Below are 21,946 nucleotides of genomic sequence, written 5' to 3' on the forward strand. Positions count from 1 at the left end.
TCAACACAAAGTGATAAGCGCCTTTCCTGCCGAACGGGAGCGGCAATGAGTATCCCCGATGGGGCATGTACCCTATTGAAAATGATTCATTAGTCGGGGGCGTCGGGGCGGAGTGTCAGGGCGAGCGGATCGCTGCCAGATAGGCCTGCACCGCCGCGACACCGTCGCCATCCTCCGCCAGCGCGGCCGCAAGCAGGATGCGCGCCTTTCGCGCCGGAAGGTTTTCCGCGAAGATCGCGCCCGCCGCGCGCAGCCGCGCCGCCGAGCGGTAGCTGGGCATCGTGCCGCCGGCGCCCGCCCCGGCCGCGATCACGAGCGGGACCCCTGCGGCACAGATATCTTCGGCCTCGACCAGCATGGCGGGCGGTACGTTGCCGAGTCCGAGCGCCTGCAGCACAATGCCGCGCGAGCTTTGCGCGGCGTGACGCAGCAGCTCTGCGCCCATGCCGATCCCGGTGGTGAGAAGCTCGATATCCTGCGCCGGTTCGCTGCAGGAGAGCAGAGGGCCGCGCACCGGGCGCCCCCAGATGTGGACCGACGCTTCGTCCACCCGGCCCAGCACGGCCCAGTCCGGACCGAAGGCGGACGGCGCCTTCGTGTCGGTCTTTACCGCATGGCGGGCGGAAAGGATCTTGCCGCCGAACACGACGACCGTACCGAGGCCGCGGCCGGCCGGAGACAGCGCCACATGCAAGGCATCGCGCAGGTTCACCAGGCCGTCGAATCCGGGCGCTCCCGGCGCGCGCTGCGCTCCGGTAAAGACCACCGGCTTTTCGGTGCCCACGAGCAGGTCGCTCAAGAACGACACCTCCTCCATCGTATCGGTGCCATGCGCGACGACCACGCCCGCAACGTCGTCACGCGCCGCCGCCGCCTCGACCGCGCGGACGACCTGACGCGCATCGGCAAGGCTCATCTCTTCGCTGAGGCCGAGGCCAAGCCGCGTCATCGAGCAGCGGGCGCGGTCTGACGCCCGCGTCCGCCCAGCCATGATAGGCGATCAGCTTGCCGCCCCGGCGGTGAAAGGCGCCGAGATCGGGCGCTTCATAGGGCGCGACCGGGTCGTACAGCGCGGCAGACGCCTCGACCTTCTCGACATCGGCATCGAAGTCGAAGTCGCGCCAGTTCCAGTCGGCCGGAGGATTTTCCTCGAAGGCGAGGTAGCGCAGGTAGCCGCCCGCCAGCGCCAGCCGGCCGGCCCCGCTCCACGACAGTTCGCTGCCATGAGGCGTGGCACCCGGCATCAGGTCTTCGCCCGCCGAGTTGCGCGGGCCTTGATACAGCGCCTCGGCCGCCGCGACCTGCTCGGCGGTCAGGCAAGAGGGGGAGGCCGCACCCGAACATTCGAGAGTGGCGGGTTCGAAGGCGCATTCGCGCGGATCCATGATGATCCCGTCCTCCAGGCCGTCGAGGCCGTCGCAGGCGCTCATGACCGCGCCGGCCAGCAGCGCCTGGGCTTCCGCCGTCAGGACCGAGGAGCCATCGGGGCGCAGCAGGTGACGTGCATCCCAGTTGTTCGCGAGTGCGCCGAGCCGACCGGGAAAGGCGGGGTCGCCGGCAACGATGCCGTCGAAGTCGTCCGGATAGTCCTGCGCCGACCCGAGTCCCTCGCGCCCGCCGGTCGAACAGCCCTCCAGGTAGCTGTAGGCGGGGCGCCTGCCGTAAAAGAGCTCCGTCACGGCCTTCGCGACGACGGCCAGTTTGTGCGTCGATAGCGACCCATAGTCGAGCCTGAGGTCGGGGGACGTTCCCCAGACAGGGTCCTTCACCACCATTCCCACATGGCCCATATTGTTTGCGGCCACCACGAAGTCTCCGGCCAGCGCCGGCGCGCACTTCTCGATGCTGATGACGCCGCAGAACCCGCCGCAGCCGCGCTGATAATAGCGCCCGTTCCAGGCCAGCGGCAGGCGCATCTCGAACTGCACCTGCGGTTCGATGACACCGGTCACTCGGCAAAAGGCCGGCAGGCTGTCGGTCGCCTCGACGATCTCAGAGCTCATCAGCATTGCCGGATAGTCGAGGCCGCCGAGATCCGTGCGCATGAAGCGCGCGCAATCTGACGTGGAACCCAGCCCGGCATCGGTGGGCGCGCGCGGCGCCTGGGCGGCAGTTGCCGCGCCTGCCGTCGTCAGGATGAAAGCTGGCAGCAACCACCGCAACAATGAACCGACTGTACCCATCACAATCTCCTATGCCTGGCGCCTTGCGCGCTTTCCCTCGACCCAGCCGACGAGCCTGAACCTCTCCGCCGGCCGGTTCGGTCTTTCATGTCATACAATACGACGAACTGGCAATATCGCGGTGACCCGCCCAATCGCGGACATCCTTGACGATCCCGAGCGAACGCCTCGCCTCCCTTTCGGAACAGAAACAAGCCATATTCTCGCAAGTGCAGCAATTTTGCATCACTTCGTCTTATTGTCATACATAATACATATTGACGCACCTTGCGGCTGGCTTATTCTGCATCCTGTATACATCGGAGACGGCTGATCGTCGCTTGCGACGGAAGCCAGTAGCGGGGTGCAAGGGAGAGTATCGAAATGAATATCTTGGTTCGCCAGTCCATCGGACGCGCTGTCAGGCTGAACGGTTCGGCGCTGGCGATCGCAGCGGCGACACTGACCTTCGCATCTGCAGCGTACGCGCAGGAGGCAGCCGCGGAGGCGCCCGATAGCGCCATCGACGCACCGGCCGCAGCGGGCGGGTCGCAGGTGGCAAGCTATTCGCAGGGCGGCGCGATCGTCGTGACCGCCACCCGGCGCGAGGCATCGACCCAGGACCTCCCGCTCGCGATCACCGCGGTGGACGGGGAGGCGGTCGACGACGCGGCGGCCTATAGCTTCGAAAGCTTTGCCCGGCTCAACCCGTCGGTTCAGGTGAACAATCGCGGCGTCGGCGACAATCAGATCGTGCTGCGCGGTATTTCCTCCGCCGGAAAGCCGACGGTCGGCCTGTATTACGACGAAGCGATCATCACCGGCCTCGGCCTCGACGGCGGCAGCGACAACCAACCCAATATCCAGCTCCACGACGTCGAGCGGGTCGAAGTCCTGAAGGGGCCGCAGGGCACGATCTTCGGCGCCAGCTCCATGAGCGGTACGGTGCGGGTGATCGCGAACAAGCCGAACCTTTACGAGTTTCGCGGCGGCGCCACAGGCTCGGGTGCGCTAGTCGAGGACGGCAACGGCCTCCTGCGCGGCGAAGCATTTCTAGACGCGCCGATCGTCAGCGGCGCGGCCGGCGTGCGCGCCGTCGTCTGGGGAAATAGCGGCGGCGGCTATATCGACCGCATCGGCGACCGCCCTGCCGAGGATGTGAACGATAGCGATGTGTGGGGCGGCCGGGCGATCTTCCTGGCTGAGCCAACCGATGCGGTGACACTGACCTTCACCGCGCTGCACCAGGAAACCGGCGCCGACGGATCGCAATATTTCGAGTTCGACCAGGGCGCGTATAACGCCACGTCGCCGACCGTTGAGACGTTTGACGACAATATCGACCTCTACAGCGCCGTCGCCGATGTCGATGTCGGCGTCGGGACCCTGACGGCGACGAGCAGCTATTTCGAACGCGACATGCTGCAGCGCCGCGACAGCACGCCGACCGCGATCCGCTTCGGCATTCCGGTCGACCTGGCCTATGTCGAAGGGCAGGAGCTGACCAACTGGACCAGCGAAGTGCGTTTTTCCTCTGATTTCGCCGGTCCCTTTCAGCTCCTTTTGGGAGGCTTCTACGGCGAGCAGCGGGTCGACGAATCGACCGCTGCGCTCGTTGCCGACGAGGATACCGGTCTGCCGCCGTGCATCGACGCACGCGAATGCCGCGCGCTCGGCTTCGGTGCCGCCGACATCAACTCCGGTTACGGCTCGGTCGACACCGACCAATATGCCGTCTTCGGAGAAGCGAACCTGGAGATCATCCCGGGCCTGACGGGTACGGTGGGCGCCCGCTACTACAAGGCCGACATTCGCGAGCAGACCATCCAGACCCAGGGTCTGCGCTTCCCCACCTCGCCCGTGCAGACCGAGGAGGTCCTGACCCTCGACACGGACGAGAGCGAGGACAAGGTCAGCTATAATTTCGCGCTGGCATGGGAAGCTACGACGGCCACCACCTTCTACGGCCGCGTCGCGTCCGGCTTTCGCCCCGGCGGTGCCAACAACGCCGCGGCCGCAGCGGATCAGGGCATCACCGTTCCCGCCCAATATGAGGCGGACGAGCTGTGGAACTATGAAATCGGCGCAAAGAGCTGGCTGCTCGACCGCCTGCTGTATGTCGAACTTGCCCTCTACCACATCGACTGGAGCAATCAGCAGATCTCCGTGACCGACCCGGGCGGTACGTTCGTCTATATTTCCAATGCCGGCAAAACCGAGGTGAACGGCGTGGAATTGCAGATCAATGCCCAGCCGGCCAAGGGCCTCTCGACCAGTTTTGGGGTGACCTATACCGACTCGACGCTGGCAGAAGACATGCCGTCGACGGCCGAGGTGGCGGGCCTCGACGGCGACACGCTTCCCTACTCGCCGAAATGGGCCTTCGCCGGCCAGCTAGGCTATGAAGGGGAAATTTCCTCGACCGTCGAAGGCTACGTCTCCACCGACTTCAACTATCGCGGAGAGTCGGCCACCAGCTTCAACGACAGTGATCCGAACTATGCCGAGCTGGACGACTATTTCCTCCTGAATGGCCAAGTCGGCGTGCGCTTCGACAACCATGCCGATGTCAGCCTGTTCGTCGACAATATCCTCGATACCGTGCCCCAGATCGGGCTGCGCATCAGCGGAGACGGCTACCGCGTCTACACGACCCGGCCGCGCACAATCGGCTTGCGGGCGTCCTTTGACTTCTGACAGGGCGCGCCGGGACCAGGCCGGTCCCGGCGCGCGCCCTTCGGGGCTACGACCCCTGCGCTTCCACACCAGTTCGAGTAACCAGAGTGACTGACACCTCTTCGCGCCCGCCACGTATTTTCTATGGTTGGGTGATCGTCGCCGTCTGCCTGTTCGGCATCTCGTCGGGGCCGGCCGCCTTCGGCCTGGCGTCGATGGGCCTGTTCGCCGAACCGTTGTCGCAAGCCTATGGCTGGAGCCGTACCGAGATCAGTTTCGCGGTCTCGGTGATGATGCTGTCGACCGCCGTGACATTGCCGGTTGCGGGCCGGCTAGTGGACCAGTTCGGCCCCAAACGGGTTCTGCTGCCGTCGATCGTACTTCTCGCCGCGTGCCTCGGCGCAATGCCATTCGTGACCGCCTACTGGCAGTTCATCGCGGTCTACCTGGCCATGGGCACGGTCGCCGTCGGCACCAACTCGGTTCCCTATATGCGCATCCTGACATGCTGGTTCGACCGCTCTCGCGGGCTCGCCATCGGCGTGGCCGGGAGCGGAACCGGCCTCGGTTTTGCCTATGTTCCCATCGTCACCGAACTGCTCGTCGGGCGCTTCGGCTGGCAGGGCGGCTATGTGGGCCTTGCCCTCATCCTCCTTCTCGTGACGCTGCCCCTCGCGATATTCGTGCTCCGCGAGCAGCCGGCCGACATGGGCCTGTCGGTCGATGGCGGCAGCCACGCCCATGAAGGCGAAGCGTCGAGAACCGATGTCGGCATGAGCGTCACCGACGCGCTGCGCTCGCGCGACTTCTGGGTTCTCGGGCTGATCTTCGTCGGGCTCGCCTTCGTCCTTTACGGGCTGATTCCCCACCTTGTCCCGATGCTCACCGACCGGGGCATCGAAAGCGGCGAAGCGGCGGCCATTGCGTCCATCTTCGGACTGGCGGCATTCGGCGGGCGTTTGCTGATCGGCTTCCTGATCGACAGGTTCGATGCCCGGCGGATCGCCCTCCTCTTCTTCTCGCTGTCGGCGGTCGGTCTGCTGGTGCTCGCCTTGCCGGCACCGCCGATCCTTCTGATCCTGACCGCCGTGCTACTGGGCGGCAGCCTGGGCGCCGAGGTGGATATGCTCGCCTATCTGACGAGCCGATATTTCGGACTTCGTTGTTTCGCGCAGATCTTCTCCGTGCTGTTTTCCGCGGTCATGGTGGCCATGGGCCTGGGGCCGCTCGCCTTCGGCATGGTCTTCGACGCCACCGGGTCCTACGATGCGATCCTGGCGCTCGGCGTGCCCATCTGCATTGCCGCAAACCTCCTCGTGCTGCTGCTCAAGCCCTATGAAGAGCAGCGCCGCGGCGGCGCCATCTCGCTGACCTGACCGAGCGCCAAAGAAAGGCCCCGGACCGGCTAAGCCGATCCGGGGCCCGCTCGCTCGCACACCCACTTGGGCTATGCAGCTTTGGGGACGTCCCCATCCTCGATCTGAACGCGGTAGCCGGAGCGGAGCTGCGGGAAATAGTCCCACACCGCCAGATGCCAGGTGCAGCGATTGTCCCAGAAGGCCACCGAGTGCGGCTCCCAGCGAAAACGCACCTGGAAATACTCGTTCGCGCAGTGCTGGAACAGGAAGCGCAGGATCGCATCGCTTTCCTGTTTCGACAGCTCATTGATATGACTCGTGAAGCCCGGGTTCACATAGATGACCTTGCGTCCCGTGACCGGGTGCGCCCGAATGACCGGGTGCGTCGCGATCGGATAGTCGCCTTTCGGGTCGAAGCGGCCGAAAGCCAGCCGGCCGTCATGAGTGGCCGTCAGCCCCTCGAGATAGTCCTTCATGCGGTCGGACAGAGCGTCATAGGCCGCATACATGCTGGCGAAGACCGTGTCCCCGCCCAGCTTCGGCAAGGTATGGAGATAAAGGATACTGCCCATGGGCGGCTTTTCGGCGCACGACATGTCAGTATGCCATTCCTCGCCGGCGACATGCTTCGACGTTTCGTCGGCGTGCAGCTTCCGAACTTCGGGATGATCCGGAAGTCCCTTCAGCGCGTGGCGCTGCAGGGCACCGAAATGCTGACCGACGCGCTTCAGCGACACCGGGTCAAGCTGCTGGTCGCGAAAGAAGATGACCTGATGCTCTGCCAGCGCCCCGTGCAGGTCCTCGACCTGCGCGTTGGACAGCGGCTGGGTCAGGTCGACGCCCTGAACGACCGCCCCGATCGTCGGCGTAAGCGGCTCCGCCGTCAAAGTCTCGTAACTCATGGTCCGCAGAATTCCCTATTCTTCCAGTTCTAAAATCATATTGTCATACACTATATCCGGCCAGCGCTTGCCGCAACCATTGTATACAGCATACAAACAATTTGTTGAGGCTTGTGAATTGCGATGCCGAGGGCAAGGCAGTAACGATTCAGGGCAAAGGGGTTTTGGAATTGGCGCGAACGAGCGACCGAATCGTCCGGCAGGGGACGCTGCGGGACCGGGTCTATCAGAAGCTGCGCGACGACATTCGCACCGGGGCGTTCGATGCAGGTTCGCGTCTGGTCGAGGTCGAGCTGGCCGAGCGCTACGGCGTGTCTCGGACTCCCATTCGTGAGGCTCTGGTCCAGCTTGCCCGGGAAGGGTTCGTCGCGAAGTCCGGCCGAGGCTACGCCATGCTCATGGACAGCCAGGAGGACATCGCCGACCGGCTCGCCGTGCGCGAACTCCTCGACGTGGCCATGGTTCGCGGGGTGGCGACACGCCCTTCTTCCGAGCGCGATGCGGGGCTGGAGCGGCTCTATGCGAAGGCCCTGACGGCGCACAGGAACAACCGGCCCCGGGCGTTCGCCACGGCGCAGAAGGAGTTTCGCCAGTTCCTTCGGACACAGTGCGGCAATGCCGTCCTCGCGCATCATAACGAAATGGTGGACGACAGCTTTCGCCGCGCAAGAGCCCAGCTTTATGAAGACCGCGACAACCGCGAAGTGACGCTGTCGGGAGACCGCGAACTGATCGACGCGCTGACGCAAAACGACCCTGACCGCGCGGAAGCGCAGACCCGGCGCTTCCTGGAACGGGTGCGCAGCTTCTATCGGGATTTGCCGAGCGCTGAGAGCTGAGCGTCAGGCTGCCGGCTTCGCCGCCCGCACCATATCCAGCGCCACGTCGACGATCATGTCTTCCTGACCGCCGACCATACCGCGCCGGCCCAGTTCGATCAGGATCGCCCTTGTGTCGAGACCATATTCGGCCGCGGCTTTTTCGGCATGGCGCAGGAAGCTCGAATAGACTCCGGCATAGCCGAGGCTCAGCGTCTCGCGGTCGACCCGCACCGGTCGGTCCTGAAGCGGGCGGACGAGATCTTCCGCCGCATCCATCAGCGCCATCGGATCGCAGCCATGGTTCCAGCCCTTGCGATCGGCGGCAGCGACGAAAACTTCCAGAGGAGCATTGCCGGCACCTGCGCCCATGCCCGCCAGACTGGCGTCGATCCGGACGGCGCCCGCCTGCGCGGCGACGATCGAGTTCGCAACGCCCAGCGACAGGTTGTGATGCGCGTGAATACCGCGCTGGGTCTCCGGTCGCAGGATCTTGTCGTAAGCGGCCAGACGTGTCCGTACGCCGTCCATATCCAGCGCGCCGCCGCTATCGGTGACGTAGATGCAGTGCGCGCCGTAGCTCTCCATCAGCGCCGCTTGCTGGGCGAGCAGCTCCGCGTCGATCATGTGGCTCATCATCAGGAATCCGGACACGTCCATGCCCAGGTCGCGCGCGATGCCGATATGCTGCTTCGAGACGTCCGCCTCCGTGCAGTGCGTGGCAACCCGCACCGACCGTACGCCGAGCGCGTGAGCGCGCCGCAGATCTTCCGCGGTCCCCACGCCGGGAAGGATCAGCGTCGTCAGGACAGCGTTTTTGAGAACGCCGGCCACCGCCTCGATCCAGTCCCAGTCGGTATGGGCGCCGAAACCATAGTTGAAGCTTCCGCCGGACAGACCGTCGCCATGGGCCACCTCAACGGCGTGGACGCCGGCCTTGTCGAGCGCTCGTGCGATGGCACAGACATGGTCCAGCCCATAGCTATGCCGGATGGCATGCATGCCGTCGCGCAGGGTAACGTCCTGAATGTAAAGCGGATCGGTATCGGGGTTGAAGCTCATGCTGCCGCCGCCTTTCCATCCAGCATGGCGCGCGCCATGCGGTCGGCAGTCGCCTTCGCGGCCGCCGTCATGATATCGAGATTGCCGGAGTAGGAGGGCAGAAAGTCGCCCGCCCCTTCCACTTCCAGAAAGATGCTGGCTTTCAGGCCGGCAAACTCCCCGTGCCCGGGAATGCGCAGCTTCGAATTGTCGCCGAAGCGTTCGAACTGCACCTCCTGTTTCAGTCGGTACCCGGGAACATAGCGCCGGACCTCCTCTACCATCCCGGCGACCGAGGCCCGGATCGCGTCCTCTTCGGCGAAGTCGCACAGGGTAAAGACGGTATCGCGCATGATCATCGGCGGTTCGGCCGGGTTCAGGATGATGATCGCCTTTGCCCGTTCCGCACAGCCAACCTGCTCCAGCGCCCGTGCGGTCGTCTGTGTGAACTCGTCGATATTGGCGCGGGTGCCCGGGCCGGCCGAGCGCGAACTGATCGAGGCGACGATCTCGGCGTAGCGAACGGGGGCAACGCGCGCGACGGCGGCAACCATGGGTATCGTCGCCTGTCCCCCGCACGTCACCATGTTCACATTCGGCACGTCGCGAAGCGCGTCGCCGTTCACCGGGGGGACGATAAAGGGCCCGATGGCAGCCGGGGTAAGGTCGATGACCCGCTTGCCGTCCGCGCGCAGAAGCGCGTCGTGCTGCGGATGAACACTGGCGGACGTGGCGTCGAAGACAATGTCGATGTCGGCATAGTCAGGCATCTGGCGCAGCGCCTCCACTCCTTCATGGGTGGTGGCGACGCCCCGTTCGCGCGCCATGGCCAGCCCCTGCGACTGGGGATCGATGCCGACCATCGCTGCAAGAGAGAGCGGCCCGGGATCCTTCAGAAGCTTGATCATCAGGTCGGTGCCGATGTTTCCCGATCCGACGATCGCGGCCTTCATTTGTGACATTCAGAGCCCTTCCAATCGCAGCGTTACGTCCTATTGTATGACGATCACACATTGATGTCGAGGTGAAGCATGAAGGTTTCGTCGGGACTGCGCCGCATCGGTCTGATCGGCCATGGAGCGATCGGGCAGGAGATTACCGGAGCGCTCGGTCGTTTGGGCGAAGAGGACCGGCTTGCGGCAGCGCTCGTTCGGCAGGGGCGCAGCGCCCCTGCCGGCGTTCACTCCCTCGACGCGCTCATCGACTCCCTCGTCGGCGCCCGGCCCGGCTGTGTCATCGAATGTGCCGGCCAGGCGGCGGCTGCGCGCTATGGACCGGGGCTGCTGGAGGCAGGCATCGACCTGATCCTGTCCTCGGTCGGAATCCTGGCCGATGACAGCGTGACTGCCGCCCTGCTGGATGCCGAGCACAGGGGCGGCGGACGACTGCTGCTCCCCGCGGGTGCCATTGCGGGCCTCGACGGCTTGGTGGCCGCGGCCCTCGCCGGCATCGACCATGTGACCTATTCCTCGCACAAACCTCCACATGCCTGGCAGGGCACCCCTGCCGAGCGATTGATCGACCTTGATCACGATGAGGATGAGATCATGTTCTTCGAAGGCTCCGCGCGCCGGGCCGCTAGCGACTATCCCAAAAATGCAAATGTTGCGGTCGCCGTGGGACTGGCCGGCATCGGCATAGACGACACCCGGGTACGCCTTGTCTCCTCGCGGAAGGTCGACGACCCTCTCGGCGTGATCGAGGCGGAGGGCAAATTCGGGCGGTTCCGGTTCGACATCCTCGCGCTGGCCGCGCCCGACAATCCGAAAACCTCGGCGCTCACCGCCTACAGCCTTCTCCAATGTGCCAGGCTGGAACAGGGACTGCCCATCTCCGCCTTGATCCAGCGCAAATCTAATATTGTAGGATGATGGTAGATCGGGACCGGCTTTATTGATAGACAGTTGCAATAAGGCCGGGTGGCAAGGGCAGCAGGGAGCCGGAACGCATGAAAATCGAAGACCTTCGCATCGTCGAGAACCCGACACTGGTTCGCGACCATGCCGTCGAAAAGCTGCGGGACGCCATCTCTACCGGCTTCTACAAGCCCGGAACCCGGCTCGTGGAACGCGAACTGTGCGAGGCGCTGGGGGTCAGCCGCACGTCCGTGCGGGAGGCCATGCGTCAGCTGCAGGCCGAGAATCTCGTCACCGTCGGGCCGCGGCGCAACATCAGCGTCACCGTTCTCAGCCCGGAGGATGCGGAGGACATTTACGTCCTGCGCGAAATGATCGAAGCCAAGGCGGTCCACCGCCTGGTTCGCCGTAACGATCAGGCGGTGATTTCCGAGCTGACGGGCCTGTGGAAGGATATGCAGAAAGCTATCCGCAAGAACGACCTGCCCACCCTGTCCAAGATGGCGGGAGCGTTCAACGAAGCGGTGCTGCGCGGCTCCGGCAGCAAGGTCATTCACGATACCGGCCTGCAGCTTCTGAAACGGGTGAGCTACCTGCGCCTCGCCTCCATGTCCGAGCCCGGCCGTCTGGAAGGCGGCATGGAGGAATGGGATGCCATGATGGACGCCGTGGAACGGCGCGATGCCGATGCCGCTGCGGAAGCCATGGCGCGGCATGTCCGCGAATCGCGCCAGGCCATCGTCTCGCGTTTGAATGCCGAGCGCGACGCGGAACGGGAAGCGTCTTGATCGTCATTTTTTATGATTGTCATACAAACTAGCAAAGGCTAGCTATTCCTCCCGAACAGGGAAGGAACGCTATGTCGGTCAGCGATCGGGTTTTGATTGTCGGGGCAGGTCCCGTGGGAACGGTTCTTGCTCTGGCGTTGCGCCGCGCGGATATTCCGGTCCTTCTGGTCGAGGCTCTTCCGCGCCCCGAACATGACTGCCGGGCGGCATCGTGCCATCCGCCGACCATCGCGATGCTGGAACAGCTCGACCTCCTCCAGGACGGCATCGAGCAGGGTCTGGTTTCGCCGGTCTTCCACTATCATGACCGGGTCACCGGTAGCGTGGTCGGCCGCTTCGACCTGCGCGCCATGAAGGACCCGCCCCAGCACCCCTATGTGCTGCAGTGGGAACAGTATAAGATCGCCGACACCATTCTCGAACGGCTGTCGGATGACCCCGGTTTCGAGGCGCGGATGAACACGCGGCTAGTCGAATACCGGCAGGACGATCAGGGCGTCACCGCAACCGTCACCACCGCGAGCGGCGAGACCGAGGACCTGAGCTGCGCCTATCTGGTGGGTTGCGACGGCGGGCGCAGCACCGTCCGCAAGCAGACGGGCGTCGAGTTCGAGGGATTCACCTGGCCCGAGCGCTTTCTGAAGATCGACACCCGCTTCGACTTTCAGTCGCTGGGCCAGGATATCGCGAACCGGAACTACTTCTCCGACCCGGACGAATGGATGAACCTGTTCAAGGCCCGCGGAGAAGATGGCTCGGGAATGTGGCGTGCGGTCGGTCCGACCGACCCCGACGCGTCCGACGACGACATTCTCGATCCGGAGGCCATTCAGACGCGGCTGCAGAAGTTCTGCCCGCGCGACGAGGCCTACGAAATCGTGACCGTCGCCCTCTACAAGGTTCACCAGCGCGTGGCCGCCAGTTTCGACCACGGTCGCGTGCTGCTTGCCGGGGACGCCGCTCATGTGAACAACCCCGTCGGCGGCATGGGCATGAACGGCGGCATTCACGACGCGATGAACCTTGCCGCAAAGCTCGCCAAGATATGGCACGAGGGCGCTGACGCCGCCGCGCTCTTCGCCCGCTACACGCGGCAGCGCCGCAAGGCGCAGATCGACGGCGTGCAGGCGCAAAGCATCGCCAACAAGAACACGCTGTCCGAACGCGACCCCGAGGTGCGCGCGGCAAAGCTCGCCGAAATCCGTCACGCGTCAGAAACCCCCGATCTGCACGACGCCTTCATCCGGCGCGCGTGCATGATCGACAGCTACACCGCGTCCGAAGCGGTCGAGTAAGGAGCCTCCGCCCATGAGCAATGTCGCACGCCACCCGCGCCCGGCCGAGATCGCCGACTGGTCTCTCGACCGGATCATGGATCGCTATGTCGCCAAATTCGGCGACCGCACCGCCGACTGGGACGCCTTCGCCGACGCCAATATCGAGGGCTATCGCCGGGCGCAGCATCGGTTCGTCGGCGCGGGCGCGTCGGGCAAGCATGACGATGGCGGCATCGTGCCCGCGGGCAATTTCACGCTGTCGATCATGCTGGTGCCGCCGGGCCAGGGCAATGCCCCGCATACGCATGAGGTGGAAGAGGTGTTCTTCATCCTGCAGGGCCGCTGCATCGTTTTCATCGAGGATGAGGACGGCAATCGCAAATCGGCCGAGCTTGGCCCCTGGGAAATGATCTCATGCCCGCCGGGCGTGATCCACGGCTATCAGAACGATACCGACGAGCCCGTCTATCTCCAGGTCATGCTGGGCCGCGGCAAGCCCGACGTCGCGGGCTTCACCGACCAGACGCTGTTCGACACGCGCCAGCGTCATCTGGGCGGTTAATGGAAGCGGCTGGGCCGGCGGTCAGGCCGCTCCACCGATGTCTCAGCTTGGGTAGGAAACGGACCGGTAGGTTTTGGGTGGGGAAAGCTGCCGTGGAATGGCCACCGGGACTCTAGGAACGGCAGCTTCCGACCCCGTTGCGGAATTTCTCTTCGGTTAGTCCTCTTCCCTTGCCATGACGGTCTGCAAAGGATTCGCCCGCTTACCCTTGCGGTATCGACTCTGGTAATCTCGGCGCTGCTTGGTCACCTCATACAGCACAATACCCGATGATGTGCCGAGGTTAAGGCTTTCGATCATCCCAAACATCGGTATGGCAATGCAGGCATCACTGTGTTCTACAGCACGATCGCTTATCCCGCGCTTTTCATTCCCAAACCACACTGCGAGCTTCGTGTGTTCTGTGAAGTCGCCTTCGTGCAGCCAGACGTTTCTTTGGCCTTTAATGTGAGGTGATGTGACTACCGAGTGGAAGTTGTTCTTCTCTAATTGATCAAAGCAATCGTCGGTGCTGTCGAACCTCTTCACGAAGCTCCACTTCACTGCGGAGACAGAGGTCCGTGCTAATGACTTTCGCCCACGCATATCTTGCCAATCGTCAGGCAGAGATCTTCTCGGATCGACGACATAAACCTTTTCGACGCCGAGCGCATTCACGTTGCGAATGACCGTCCCAATATTCTGAATATCGCAAGGGCTTTCGATTACTGCTATCAGGTTCTTGCAGACAAATGGCTTGATAGCGTCAGCCCGCTTACGGACAGTTGGCTTCGATTTTTCCGGTTCATCTGTGTCCGTGTCAGCGGCATACCACTGAAGGAGCCAGTTTTAACACGAGGAAGAGTGACGTCCGCTCCCCACCCTATTCTCGGCCACTCCGGTGCAGACCGCCCCAAGCCGACGCCGAGGCTGCTACGCCGCCTCCAGCTCGATCCCGGCCATGCCCGTCGCCCAGCTGGGCATCGGCTCGTAGAATATCTCTTCACCTTTCGCGCCGGGAACCGCGCCGGCAAGAGCGATCCAGGCCGCCACCTCGAATCCGCCATTGCCCGCGACCTCGAGAATCTGGCTGTTGTCGAGACCGGCAAGCGCCTGACCCCAATTGCGGACGGTCGCTTGCTTCTGAGCCTTCCCCTGAAGCGGACATAACGATCAAGAGACGGCCCAGTTGTGCTCACACTTAAGACGTAGGTGTACTGTGCTTATTAAAGTGCAACACGCTCTTCGACCGGCAGATACATTGGATCATTTGGTTCGATATCGAACGCCTCGTACCACCCGTCGAGATTGCGCACGATGCCGTTGACGCGGAATTCACCGGGCGGGTGATAGGATCTCGCGATATGCTCTTCCAGCGCGCCCGGGCTCCACACTGTCCGGAAGCTCTGCGCGTATGCGAGAAAGAAACGCTGTTTCGCGGTGAACCCGCTGGCATCCGGACCGGCTCGCTCGGGATGCTCGGCAAGATAGGTGTCGAGCGCATGTTCGGCCAGTTTCAGGCCTATGAGATCGCCAATCGCCTCGCCGATTGTTTGCTCCGGGTCCATTGATACGCCAGGCGACGGTTCCCAGGCTGCGATCTGCCTTTTCAGCTTTGCGACCTCGGCATCGTACCGCTCTCGCGTCTCCTCGCTCCACCACGGTTGAAGGATTCCGTCCGGATCGAACTTAGAGCCTTGGTCGTCGAAGCTATGGCCGATCTCGTGACCGACAACGAACGCGCTTGCAAACCACGCAGCCGGATCGTTGCTTTCGAGTGCGCCGCGAATGACGGCTGCGGTGATGGTCAGCGCGCGCCGATCGGGCGAATTTGCAGCATCGACCGTATAGGGCTGCACGCCGTACCAATATTGCGAAGGCAGGGGCGTACCGATACCATCGAATTCTTCAGCGCGTGACGCCAGCATGAGCCCGCGAACGCTGCGGTAAAGATCGTCGGATACTATGCCCTCCGGGACAGGACGGTAATGCTCGGGCGCACCCAGTTTCAAAGTGAATCCGTCGATCTTATTGAGCGAAAGCGCGCGCGTTTCAGCGTCGAGCCACTCGGCACGTTCCAGCCACGATCGGGTTGCCGCGACCATCGCTGTCCCGATCGCGTCGGAACGGGACCGGTCCTGTTCGGAAAAGTTTTCGTCGACCCAGAGGCGCGCGAGATCGCTGCCCAGATATCTCGACACCACGCGACGCGCTCGCGCTTCGACCGGACTGCGCCCGGCGCCGCCCGCGAGCCATTGGAGATGGAATCTTTCCGCCGGCGCGCGTAGTTCAGGGCCAAGATAGGTCTAGTGATTATCGACCCAATGGAAGGCCAGGTAGTCCTTGAGAACCTCGACCGGTGTTTCACCAAAGATGCGTGCTGCCTCTCGAACACCGGTGTCTTGGCGCAAAATGACATTCTGTGGATTGGACGCGCCCATCGCGTCGAGGAAACCCCGCCATTCGAAGCCTGGTGCGTAGTCCTGCAAGGCTTCGAAAGTCATCGGGGAATAATTCAGGGTGCGGTCGCGCATCTGGGCCTGGTCCCACATGCCATCTGCCAAAGCGGTCTCGAATGCGATGATTGCATCGGCGCGATCTGCGCTAGAGCTATACCCTAATTTCTCGAATACGCCTGTCACATATTCTCTATACGCTTCGCGCAACTCCGCCTTGTCCTCCGCAAGGTAGGCCTCTTTGTTTCTGAGGCCGACCGCGCCTTGATGGTAGATCTCTTGGTCGATCGTGATCTCGCGGCGCGAAGGATTACCCGCGTCGATCCAGACATACGCTCCCACGATACTGTTGGAGAACGGGTCGGCCATGAACCGCGCAACATCGTAGTGTGTCGCGAGCGAGCGGATCTCGTCCAAACCGGCACGCACATTTTCCTGCGCTGAAAGCGAGGCCCCGTCCGCCGAGTGATAGGCTCGATATAAAGTAGCGACGCGCCATGCAGGCGTCTCCTGAGCAGGATTCGAAGCGGCCGCATCGTTTATGATCTCGTTCAATACGACGCCGGTATCGAGCGCAGCGGCGTTGGCACCGCTCAATGATCTGCGATCTGCAGGAACCTCGGTCGTTTCCAGCCACGTGCCGTTCGCGTAGCGGTAGAAGTTAGTTCCAGGATAGACGGACGAGCCCATGATTGAAACTTCGACGGCAGGTTCGAAATGATGCTGAGAATAGGCCGCACTCGATACCAGAATTGACGCGCTAGCGATCATCAAGAAACGTTTCACCGGCGAACTCCATGATTGGACAGATCAGCGCGGATCGAGATTTTTCTGTCAGATATTAGCCCGGACCGCCTCGCGCAGCTATACATCTGGTGTTCCGCTAAACAACGACGAGAGAGCACGCCCGTCGAGTGTAAAAGCGCGTTTGTCGAAATCCTTCCAGTTAAGTAACCGGTTTTCTCAGTGGCTGCAGAGGACCCGATCCTTCGACGAAAACCAGACAGTCCGCTCCCCGCCCTATTCTCGGCCATTCCGCTGTAGACCGCCCCAGGCCGACCGAATGACGGGTTTCAGGAGCGACGCGGCATCTCGTGAACGACCGCGCTAGGCTCACAGGCCGAGGCTGCTACGCTACCTCCAGCTCGATCCCGGCCATGCCCGTCGCCCAGCTGGGCATCGGCTCGTAGAATATCTCTTCACCTTTCGCGCCGGGAACGGCGCCGGCAAGAGCGATCCAGGCCGCGACCTCCAATCCGCCATTGCCCGCGACCTCGAGAATCTCGCTGTTGTCGAGACCGGCGAGCGCCTGACCCCGACCGGCCAGGACATCTCCCAGAAAGGCGCGGTCCCACGTCTCGTTGATGACGCCTTCCTGCGGCATGCCGACCCAGTGGGACAGGCCGCCGCCCGCAAGCAGTACGACTTTCTCACCCTGCGGGCGACCGGCCCCGACGAAGTCGCGCAGGACGCCTCCCAGGCGATAGCTCTCCGCGGGCGTCGGATGGGGATAGAAGACCGTATTCACGTAAAGCGGAACGGCGGGAATGGTGCGGTCCGGGTCGACGATGCCGAGGGGGATCATCGCGCCGTGATCGGGTTGCAGCGGGTCGGCGCGGGCGATGCCGAGATCCTCGCCGCGCGCAAAACCGATCAGGTCCTCGGCAAAGGCCGGATGGCCGGGAAAGGGATCGCGGGGCAGGCCCATGTCGCCGCACGGCGTGAACTCCGCGGCTGTACCAACCGCGAACGGAGCCGGCGAGGCAAGGCTGAAGTTGTTCAGATGATCGCTCGTGATCATGACGATCAGATCGGGATCGAGCGCGCGAATCCGGCGCCCCACTTCCCGCATTCCCTGAAAGACCCGTTCCGACTGGTCCTCGACGCCCTCCGGGCTGCCGAGTTGATGAGACATGGCGAAGGCGCCGACGATCTGACCCATATTATCTCCGGTCGAAAAAGTGGCTCATGGGAAAGAATTTCATCGTCGGACGCCCCGACCAGATGAGCCATTTGATGACGTAATTGCCGTGAATGCCGCTGTTCGACAGCTCGTCCCTGCTGCCGCCCCGCAGCAGCTCGCGCGTAGCGGGCTCCACTCCGAAGCGGTCGAACAGGATGTCGGGGTCTTCTTTCACCAGCGCACGATCGGCGGGATTGCGGACGAGATGTTCGATCATCTCGGTAACACCGGCAGGTGCCACCTTACGCCGCCGTCCGCTCGAGGAATGACTCGACCGCCGCGCAGAAGTCTTCCCTCGCTTCGATCATCGCCCAATGACCGCAATGGGGGACGATGTAGCCCCAGCTATTCTCGATCAGCTCGAGGAACTTGTAGGCACGCGGCAGGATCGACACACCGTCCTGCTTGCCGTTGACCACCAGCACCGGCTGTTTGATCGACGCCACCACCTCTTCGGCATAGTTGAGCGTGCCCTTGCGCGTTTCGGCGTTGATCGCGGCGAGGGCAGCCTGGGCTTCGGGTGCGTCGACCAGGTCATAACGATATTTGACCATCTCAGGCGTGGGCTCGAACCCGGGGGCCGTCAGCCCGCCGATGACCCTGCGCATGCCCTCCATCGTGAAGTCATATTTCAGATTATGCAGCAGATCCGGCGACGGCTTCGGCGGAATGGGCAGCCCGGCGCTTCCCATCAGGACCATGCGAGAGATCAGGTCGGGCCGGTCCACGGCGATGCCGATCCCTGTTGCGCCGCCCATCGAATTGCCGACATAGGCGGCGCCCGAAAGCCCCATCGCGTCAAGGAAGTCCGCCATGTGCCGGTTCCGGCCCGGCTGATCGTAGACGTAGCTCTCGGGGGCGGGTTTGTCGGTCTTGCCGAAGCCGATCATGTCCGGGGCGATGACGCGGAATTTCCTCGCCAGGAGAGGGATGCAGTCCTTCCAGTTGCCCCAGCTGTCGGCGCCTGCCCCGCCGCCATGGACCAGAACCAGCGGCTCGCCGTCGCCCGCCTCAAGATAATGGGTGCGGACGCCATTGGCGTCGGCGAAGCGCGAGGCGATCTCCGTCATCAGCGCAGATCCTGCTTGGTCTGGATGCCGCGGCCATGGCGGCTGGCCAGCCGGCGCCATTCCAGGATGGTGGAATCCGGCTCGCACAGCATCTCGTCGACCCAGCCATAGTCGTCGGCGTAAAAGGGTTCGGTGACTTCGCGCGCCCAGATGTCGTCGCCGTTGAAGCCATCGAGGCCATGCGGCTTCCAGTGCGTCTCGAACTTGTTCTGAAAGTCGATCCACTCTTCCTCGGTCTCGCAGGTCTGCCCGAGCGTCTGCACGTAGAGGTGGCGCTTCTCGTCAAGCGGAACATACCATTCGAACTGGGTCAGGCCCGGAACCGGGAAGCTGTTTACCTTCAGGACGCCGGGCAGCCAGATCGAGGTGCCGACCGAGGCCGACGTCCCCTGTACCTTGTCCGATCGCGGGCCTTTCACCACGACGCTGCCGTCGATGACCCCTTCCCACACGGGATTATGCTTGGAGAAATCGTCTTCGACGCCCTTCGGCCCGTCTTCCTCCTCCACGGTCGTGACCGCCCCGTCGAGCGCGGTGTGGCCGAGCGGGAAGTTGAACTCGCGAAAGTGGCGGAGCGTGGAATCCTTGTGGATGAAGATATGCAGCGTGTCGAAGCCGTTCTCCGCGCCAAGGCGCCAGTTCGATTCCACGATGCGGTGCTTGCCGAGGATACGGACATTTTCGTCGAGGAAACCCGGCGGCACGTCGCGGTGGAGGGGGTGAACCTGGTCCTCGTCGCCCAAAAACACGAAGATCAGCCCCTTCGCTTCGTCGCACGGGTAGGTCACGATCTTCCGCCGCCCGCACAGGCGGCTTTCCGGCACGGCGAGGATGTTCACCAGTTCGCCGGTCTGAAAGCGATAGGTGTAGCCGTGATACCAGCAGGTGATCGTGTCCTTCGTGTAGCAGTCTGGCTTGCGCGACAGCGGCACGCCGCGGTGCAGACAGCGGTCACGCATGGCGTAGACCTTCCCCTCGATCCGCTTCAGCAGCAGCCGTTCGCCGAGCAGCTCAATGACCTGCAATTCGCCCTCGTCCAGCTCCTTGGAAAAGCGGACGGGATACCAGTGATTGCGGAACCCGAGCTTGGCCTCGACATAGCCTTTCCAGTCGCCGACCATGTTCGCGACTTCAGGGTTCACTAGGGGTTCTTCACTCACGCATTTGTCTCCTGGTCGCTGTTCGAAAAACTTGTGGAGACGGTCCCGAGACCGCCGATCGAGGCATGGAGGGTGTCGCCCGCAGCCACCGAAACCATCGGGCCGAGCGCACCGGTCAGGATGACTTCGCCCTTCCTCAGCGGGCTGCCGTAGTCCCGCGCGGCGCGGGCCAGCCACACAGCCGCGTTCAGGGGGTTGCCGAGGCAGTCGCTGCCGCGCCCGCTGGAGACGGTCTCGCCGTTCAGTTCCATCGTCATCGCGCACCCGCTCAGGTCGAGGCCGTCGAGACGCCGCGCCGGGCCACCAAGAACCACGAGGTTCGAGGAGGCATTGTCGGCAATCGTGTCGAAAATGCTGATCTTCCAGTCGGCAATGCGACTGCCGACGATCTCGAGAGCGGGCATGACCCAGCCCGTCGACGCGACGATGTCGGCGACGTTCGGGCAGTCGACGTCGATGTCCCGGTCCAAAATCAGGGCCACCTCTGCTTCTGCGCGCGGCTGTTGCAGCCGTTCATAGGGCAGCACGTCACCGTCGCCGTAGATCATGTCCGCCATGACATGGCCGAAGTCCGGCGTGTCGACGTCCAGTTGCCGCTGAACGGCGAAGGAAGTGATCCCGATCTTGCGGCCCGCAACCCGGCGGCCCGACGCCTGCCAGCGGGCGACCTGCGCCATCTGTACGGCATAGGCGGTGGGAATATCGCACGGGGAAAGCTCTCCCGCGATCGGTGCCACCACGCCGGTGGAATAGGCCGAATCCAGACGTTCGGCGAGCGCTTGCGTCGTCATCAAACTGCGTCTCCCTTGCACTGTGTTTATATGATTGTATGACAATCTCAACAGCTTTTTAGGCGAGGTATCCATGTTCGAGGCGAGGCTGAAGTTTCAGGATGGCGCGACGCTGGCGCTGCCGGTGAAGCCGGAGGAAACCGTCGTCGAAGCGGCGATGCGTCAGGACGTTCCGCTCCGATATGACTGCACGACCGGCGAGTGCGGGGCGTGTCTCGGCCGGTGCAGCCAGACCCGGTCCATTTCTAGTGGCCCCGCGCCGATCATCAGCGCCGAGGAAGCCGCCGAAGGGCTGGTGGCGACATGCCAGACACGAATGACCGCGGACGCCGCCTTCTCGTTCGACTATCCGTTGGAGCCCACCCCGTCGGAGCCGGCCCGGTACAGGGCGAAGCTCGCCGCCCATGACCGCTTGTGCGGGACCGTCTCCCGGCTGCTGATCGAACTCGACGACGCGGAAGGCTTCCGCTTCCAGCCCGGCCAATATCTGCGGCTTCGTCCCCCCGGACTGCGCGTCGCCCGCGCCTATTCGATCGCGAGTACCATGGCGGACCTGCCGCACATCGAACTGCTGATCCGGCACCTGGACGGCGGCCAGGTCAGCGAGTGGCTGCGCAGCGCCGCCGCACCGGGCGACCGCCTCGTCCTGCAGGCGCCGCTAGGCGGCTTTGCAGCGGATACGAGCGCCGACCGGCAAGTCTTCATCGCAGGAGGAACGGGGCTCGCACCCGTGCTGTCCATGATCCGGGCGCAAGCGGAGGAGGCTCGCGATATGCTGCTGGTTTTCGGCTGCACCCGCGAGGAGGAGCTATTCTATCATGAAGAGCTTTCTGCGCTCGCGGGCCGCGTCCCCCGGCTTGAAGTTCGTATCGCCCTGATGGAGGGGCAGCGTCCCGGCATATATCGGGGCACCGCGCTCGCGGCGCTTGCCGACGAGGATTTCGCCGCCGGCCACGCCTACCATCTGTGCGGCCCGCCCGCGATGATCGATGCCGCGCGCGCACTTCTTCGTTGTCACTCCGTTCCGCCGCAGGCCATTCGCGCAGAGCGTTTCGCGCGCGGCGTATAACCGGGGGTGAGGGCCGCT

The 21,946-nt window shown here is 63.5% G+C and carries 20 protein-coding genes and 1 pseudogene; 8 read left to right on the plus strand and 13 right to left on the minus strand.

Annotated features, from left to right (window positions below; translation table 11 throughout):
• Positions 1-115: 115 nt before the first annotated feature.
• Both KCN53_RS00700 and KCN53_RS00705 read right to left on the minus strand, forming a co-directional pair.
• Positions 116-916: an asparaginase gene (locus tag KCN53_RS00700; protein ID WP_172406194.1), complete on the minus strand. Its 801-nt coding sequence runs from the start codon at positions 914-916 to the stop codon at positions 116-118.
• On the minus strand, positions 858-2,183 hold the full coding sequence (locus KCN53_RS00705) for a tannase/feruloyl esterase family alpha/beta hydrolase (RefSeq protein WP_088711917.1): 1,326 nt from the start codon (positions 2,181-2,183) through the stop codon (positions 858-860). Before KCN53_RS00705 ends, KCN53_RS00700 begins: the two co-directional genes overlap by 59 nt.
• Before the next feature lie 363 nt (positions 2,184-2,546).
• On the opposite strand from KCN53_RS00705, the gene KCN53_RS00710 reads away from it, so the two are divergent.
• Together KCN53_RS00710 and KCN53_RS00715 are read left to right on the plus strand one after the other, a co-directional pair.
• Positions 2,547-4,859, plus strand: a complete 2,313-nt coding sequence (locus KCN53_RS00710) for a TonB-dependent receptor (protein ID WP_088711916.1) — start codon at positions 2,547-2,549, stop codon at positions 4,857-4,859.
• 86 nt (positions 4,860-4,945) lie between these two features.
• On the plus strand, positions 4,946-6,214 hold the full coding sequence (locus tag KCN53_RS00715) for an MFS transporter (RefSeq protein ID WP_224199275.1): 1,269 nt from the start codon (positions 4,946-4,948) through the stop codon (positions 6,212-6,214).
• A gap of 71 nt (positions 6,215-6,285) precedes the next feature.
• Here the strand turns inward: KCN53_RS00715 and KCN53_RS00720 are convergent, their stop codons facing one another.
• Positions 6,286-7,098, minus strand: coding sequence for a TauD/TfdA dioxygenase family protein (locus tag KCN53_RS00720; protein ID WP_088711915.1), 813 nt, complete (start codon positions 7,096-7,098; stop codon positions 6,286-6,288).
• A gap of 170 nt (positions 7,099-7,268) precedes the next feature.
• Between KCN53_RS00720 and KCN53_RS00725 the strand changes: the two genes are divergently transcribed.
• A complete protein-coding gene (locus tag KCN53_RS00725; protein WP_143712196.1) occupies positions 7,269-7,937 on the plus strand; it encodes a GntR family transcriptional regulator in 669 nt (222 codons plus the stop codon).
• Between the two features lie 3 nt (positions 7,938-7,940).
• Here the strand turns inward: KCN53_RS00725 and dmpG are convergent, their stop codons facing one another.
• Positions 7,941-8,978, minus strand: a complete 1,038-nt coding sequence (gene dmpG, locus KCN53_RS00730; protein WP_088711913.1) for a 4-hydroxy-2-oxovalerate aldolase — start codon at positions 8,976-8,978, stop codon at positions 7,941-7,943.
• Positions 8,975-9,919, minus strand: a complete 945-nt coding sequence (locus tag KCN53_RS00735; protein ID WP_088711912.1) for an acetaldehyde dehydrogenase (acetylating) — start codon at positions 9,917-9,919, stop codon at positions 8,975-8,977. Before KCN53_RS00735 ends, dmpG begins: the two co-directional genes overlap by 4 nt.
• Before the next feature lie 69 nt (positions 9,920-9,988).
• Between KCN53_RS00735 and KCN53_RS00740 the strand changes: the two genes are divergently transcribed.
• The 4 genes from KCN53_RS00740 to KCN53_RS00755 all read left to right on the plus strand — a co-directional run bounded on the left by KCN53_RS00740 (position 9,989) and on the right by KCN53_RS00755 (position 13,440).
• A complete protein-coding gene (locus KCN53_RS00740; protein WP_088711911.1) occupies positions 9,989-10,828 on the plus strand; it encodes an aspartate dehydrogenase in 840 nt (279 codons plus the stop codon).
• 77 nt (positions 10,829-10,905) lie between these two features.
• Positions 10,906-11,601, plus strand: a complete 696-nt coding sequence (locus KCN53_RS00745) for a GntR family transcriptional regulator (RefSeq protein WP_088711910.1) — start codon at positions 10,906-10,908, stop codon at positions 11,599-11,601.
• A gap of 71 nt (positions 11,602-11,672) precedes the next feature.
• Positions 11,673-12,896 carry an FAD-dependent oxidoreductase gene (locus tag KCN53_RS00750; protein ID WP_088711909.1) on the plus strand — a complete coding sequence of 408 codons (1,224 nt, stop codon included), beginning with the start codon at positions 11,673-11,675 and terminating at the stop codon, positions 12,894-12,896.
• 13 nt (positions 12,897-12,909) lie between these two features.
• A complete protein-coding gene (locus KCN53_RS00755; RefSeq protein WP_088711908.1) occupies positions 12,910-13,440 on the plus strand; it encodes a cupin domain-containing protein in 531 nt (176 codons plus the stop codon).
• A gap of 156 nt (positions 13,441-13,596) precedes the next feature.
• Here KCN53_RS00755 and KCN53_RS00760 read toward each other — a convergent pair whose 3' ends face one another.
• The 8 genes and pseudogenes from KCN53_RS00760 to KCN53_RS00795 form a co-directional block, all read right to left on the minus strand.
• Positions 13,597-14,181 carry a TrmH family RNA methyltransferase gene (locus tag KCN53_RS00760; protein WP_172406301.1) on the minus strand — a complete coding sequence of 195 codons (585 nt, stop codon included), beginning with the start codon at positions 14,179-14,181 and terminating at the stop codon, positions 13,597-13,599.
• 464 nt (positions 14,182-14,645) lie between these two features.
• Complete coding sequence (locus KCN53_RS00765) at positions 14,646-15,347, minus strand: M13-type metalloendopeptidase (RefSeq protein ID WP_224199416.1); 702 nt, start codon at positions 15,345-15,347, stop codon at positions 14,646-14,648.
• 78 nt (positions 15,348-15,425) lie between these two features.
• Positions 15,426-16,646: pseudogene (locus tag KCN53_RS00770) on the minus strand (hypothetical protein); the annotation flags it as partial.
• Between the two features lie 358 nt (positions 16,647-17,004).
• A complete protein-coding gene (locus KCN53_RS00775; protein ID WP_088711904.1) occupies positions 17,005-17,817 on the minus strand; it encodes a DODA-type extradiol aromatic ring-opening family dioxygenase in 813 nt (270 codons plus the stop codon).
• A 1-nt stretch (position 17,818) separates the two neighbouring features.
• Positions 17,819-18,079 carry a hypothetical protein gene (locus tag KCN53_RS00780; RefSeq protein WP_224199277.1) on the minus strand — a complete coding sequence of 87 codons (261 nt, stop codon included), beginning with the start codon at positions 18,077-18,079 and terminating at the stop codon, positions 17,819-17,821.
• A gap of 1 nt (position 18,080) precedes the next feature.
• Complete coding sequence (locus KCN53_RS00785; protein ID WP_088711903.1) at positions 18,081-18,908, minus strand: alpha/beta fold hydrolase; 828 nt, start codon at positions 18,906-18,908, stop codon at positions 18,081-18,083.
• Positions 18,908-20,068, minus strand: a complete 1,161-nt coding sequence (locus tag KCN53_RS00790; protein ID WP_207790596.1) for a Rieske 2Fe-2S domain-containing protein — start codon at positions 20,066-20,068, stop codon at positions 18,908-18,910. Before KCN53_RS00790 ends, KCN53_RS00785 begins: the two co-directional genes overlap by 1 nt.
• Positions 20,065-20,859, minus strand: a complete 795-nt coding sequence (locus KCN53_RS00795; protein ID WP_088711902.1) for a 2-keto-4-pentenoate hydratase — start codon at positions 20,857-20,859, stop codon at positions 20,065-20,067. Before KCN53_RS00795 ends, KCN53_RS00790 begins: the two co-directional genes overlap by 4 nt.
• A 73-nt stretch (positions 20,860-20,932) precedes the next feature.
• On the opposite strand from KCN53_RS00795, the gene KCN53_RS00800 reads away from it, so the two are divergent.
• The gene (locus tag KCN53_RS00800; RefSeq protein ID WP_088711901.1) at positions 20,933-21,928 is read left to right on the plus strand and encodes a 2Fe-2S iron-sulfur cluster binding domain-containing protein; all 996 of its coding nucleotides are present in this window, start codon (positions 20,933-20,935) and stop codon (positions 21,926-21,928) included.
• Positions 21,929-21,946: the final 18 nt, after the last annotated feature.

This window comes from Pacificimonas aurantium (genome assembly GCF_020092905.1).
GTDB lineage: Bacteria > Pseudomonadota > Alphaproteobacteria > Sphingomonadales > Sphingomonadaceae > Pacificimonas > Pacificimonas aurantium.

Excerpts from the sequence above, each read along its gene's own strand:
- KCN53_RS00700 (WP_172406194.1), bottom strand. The coding sequence starts at position 916 with ATGAGCCTTGCCGATGCGCGTCAGGTCGTCCGCGCGGTCGAGGCGGCG.
- KCN53_RS00705 (WP_088711917.1), bottom strand. The coding sequence starts at position 2,183 with ATGGGTACAGTCGGTTCATTGTTGCGGTGGTTGCTGCCAGCTTTCATC.
- KCN53_RS00710 (WP_088711916.1), top strand. The coding sequence starts at position 2,547 with ATGAATATCTTGGTTCGCCAGTCCATCGGACGCGCTGTCAGGCTGAAC.
- KCN53_RS00720 (WP_088711915.1), bottom strand. The coding sequence starts at position 7,098 with ATGAGTTACGAGACTTTGACGGCGGAGCCGCTTACGCCGACGATCGGG.
- dmpG (WP_088711913.1), bottom strand. The coding sequence starts at position 8,978 with ATGAGCTTCAACCCCGATACCGATCCGCTTTACATTCAGGACGTTACC.
- KCN53_RS00735 (WP_088711912.1), bottom strand. The coding sequence starts at position 9,919 with ATGTCACAAATGAAGGCCGCGATCGTCGGATCGGGAAACATCGGCACC.
- KCN53_RS00740 (WP_088711911.1), top strand. The coding sequence starts at position 9,989 with ATGAAGGTTTCGTCGGGACTGCGCCGCATCGGTCTGATCGGCCATGGA.
- KCN53_RS00745 (WP_088711910.1), top strand. The coding sequence starts at position 10,906 with ATGAAAATCGAAGACCTTCGCATCGTCGAGAACCCGACACTGGTTCGC.
- KCN53_RS00750 (WP_088711909.1), top strand. The coding sequence starts at position 11,673 with ATGTCGGTCAGCGATCGGGTTTTGATTGTCGGGGCAGGTCCCGTGGGA.
- KCN53_RS00755 (WP_088711908.1), top strand. The coding sequence starts at position 12,910 with ATGAGCAATGTCGCACGCCACCCGCGCCCGGCCGAGATCGCCGACTGG.
- KCN53_RS00765 (WP_224199416.1), bottom strand. The coding sequence starts at position 15,347 with ATGCTGGCGTCACGCGCTGAAGAATTCGATGGTATCGGTACGCCCCTG.
- KCN53_RS00775 (WP_088711904.1), bottom strand. The coding sequence starts at position 17,817 with ATGGGTCAGATCGTCGGCGCCTTCGCCATGTCTCATCAACTCGGCAGC.
- KCN53_RS00785 (WP_088711903.1), bottom strand. The coding sequence starts at position 18,908 with ATGACGGAGATCGCCTCGCGCTTCGCCGACGCCAATGGCGTCCGCACC.
- KCN53_RS00795 (WP_088711902.1), bottom strand. The coding sequence starts at position 20,859 with ATGACGACGCAAGCGCTCGCCGAACGTCTGGATTCGGCCTATTCCACC.
- KCN53_RS00800 (WP_088711901.1), top strand. The coding sequence starts at position 20,933 with ATGTTCGAGGCGAGGCTGAAGTTTCAGGATGGCGCGACGCTGGCGCTG.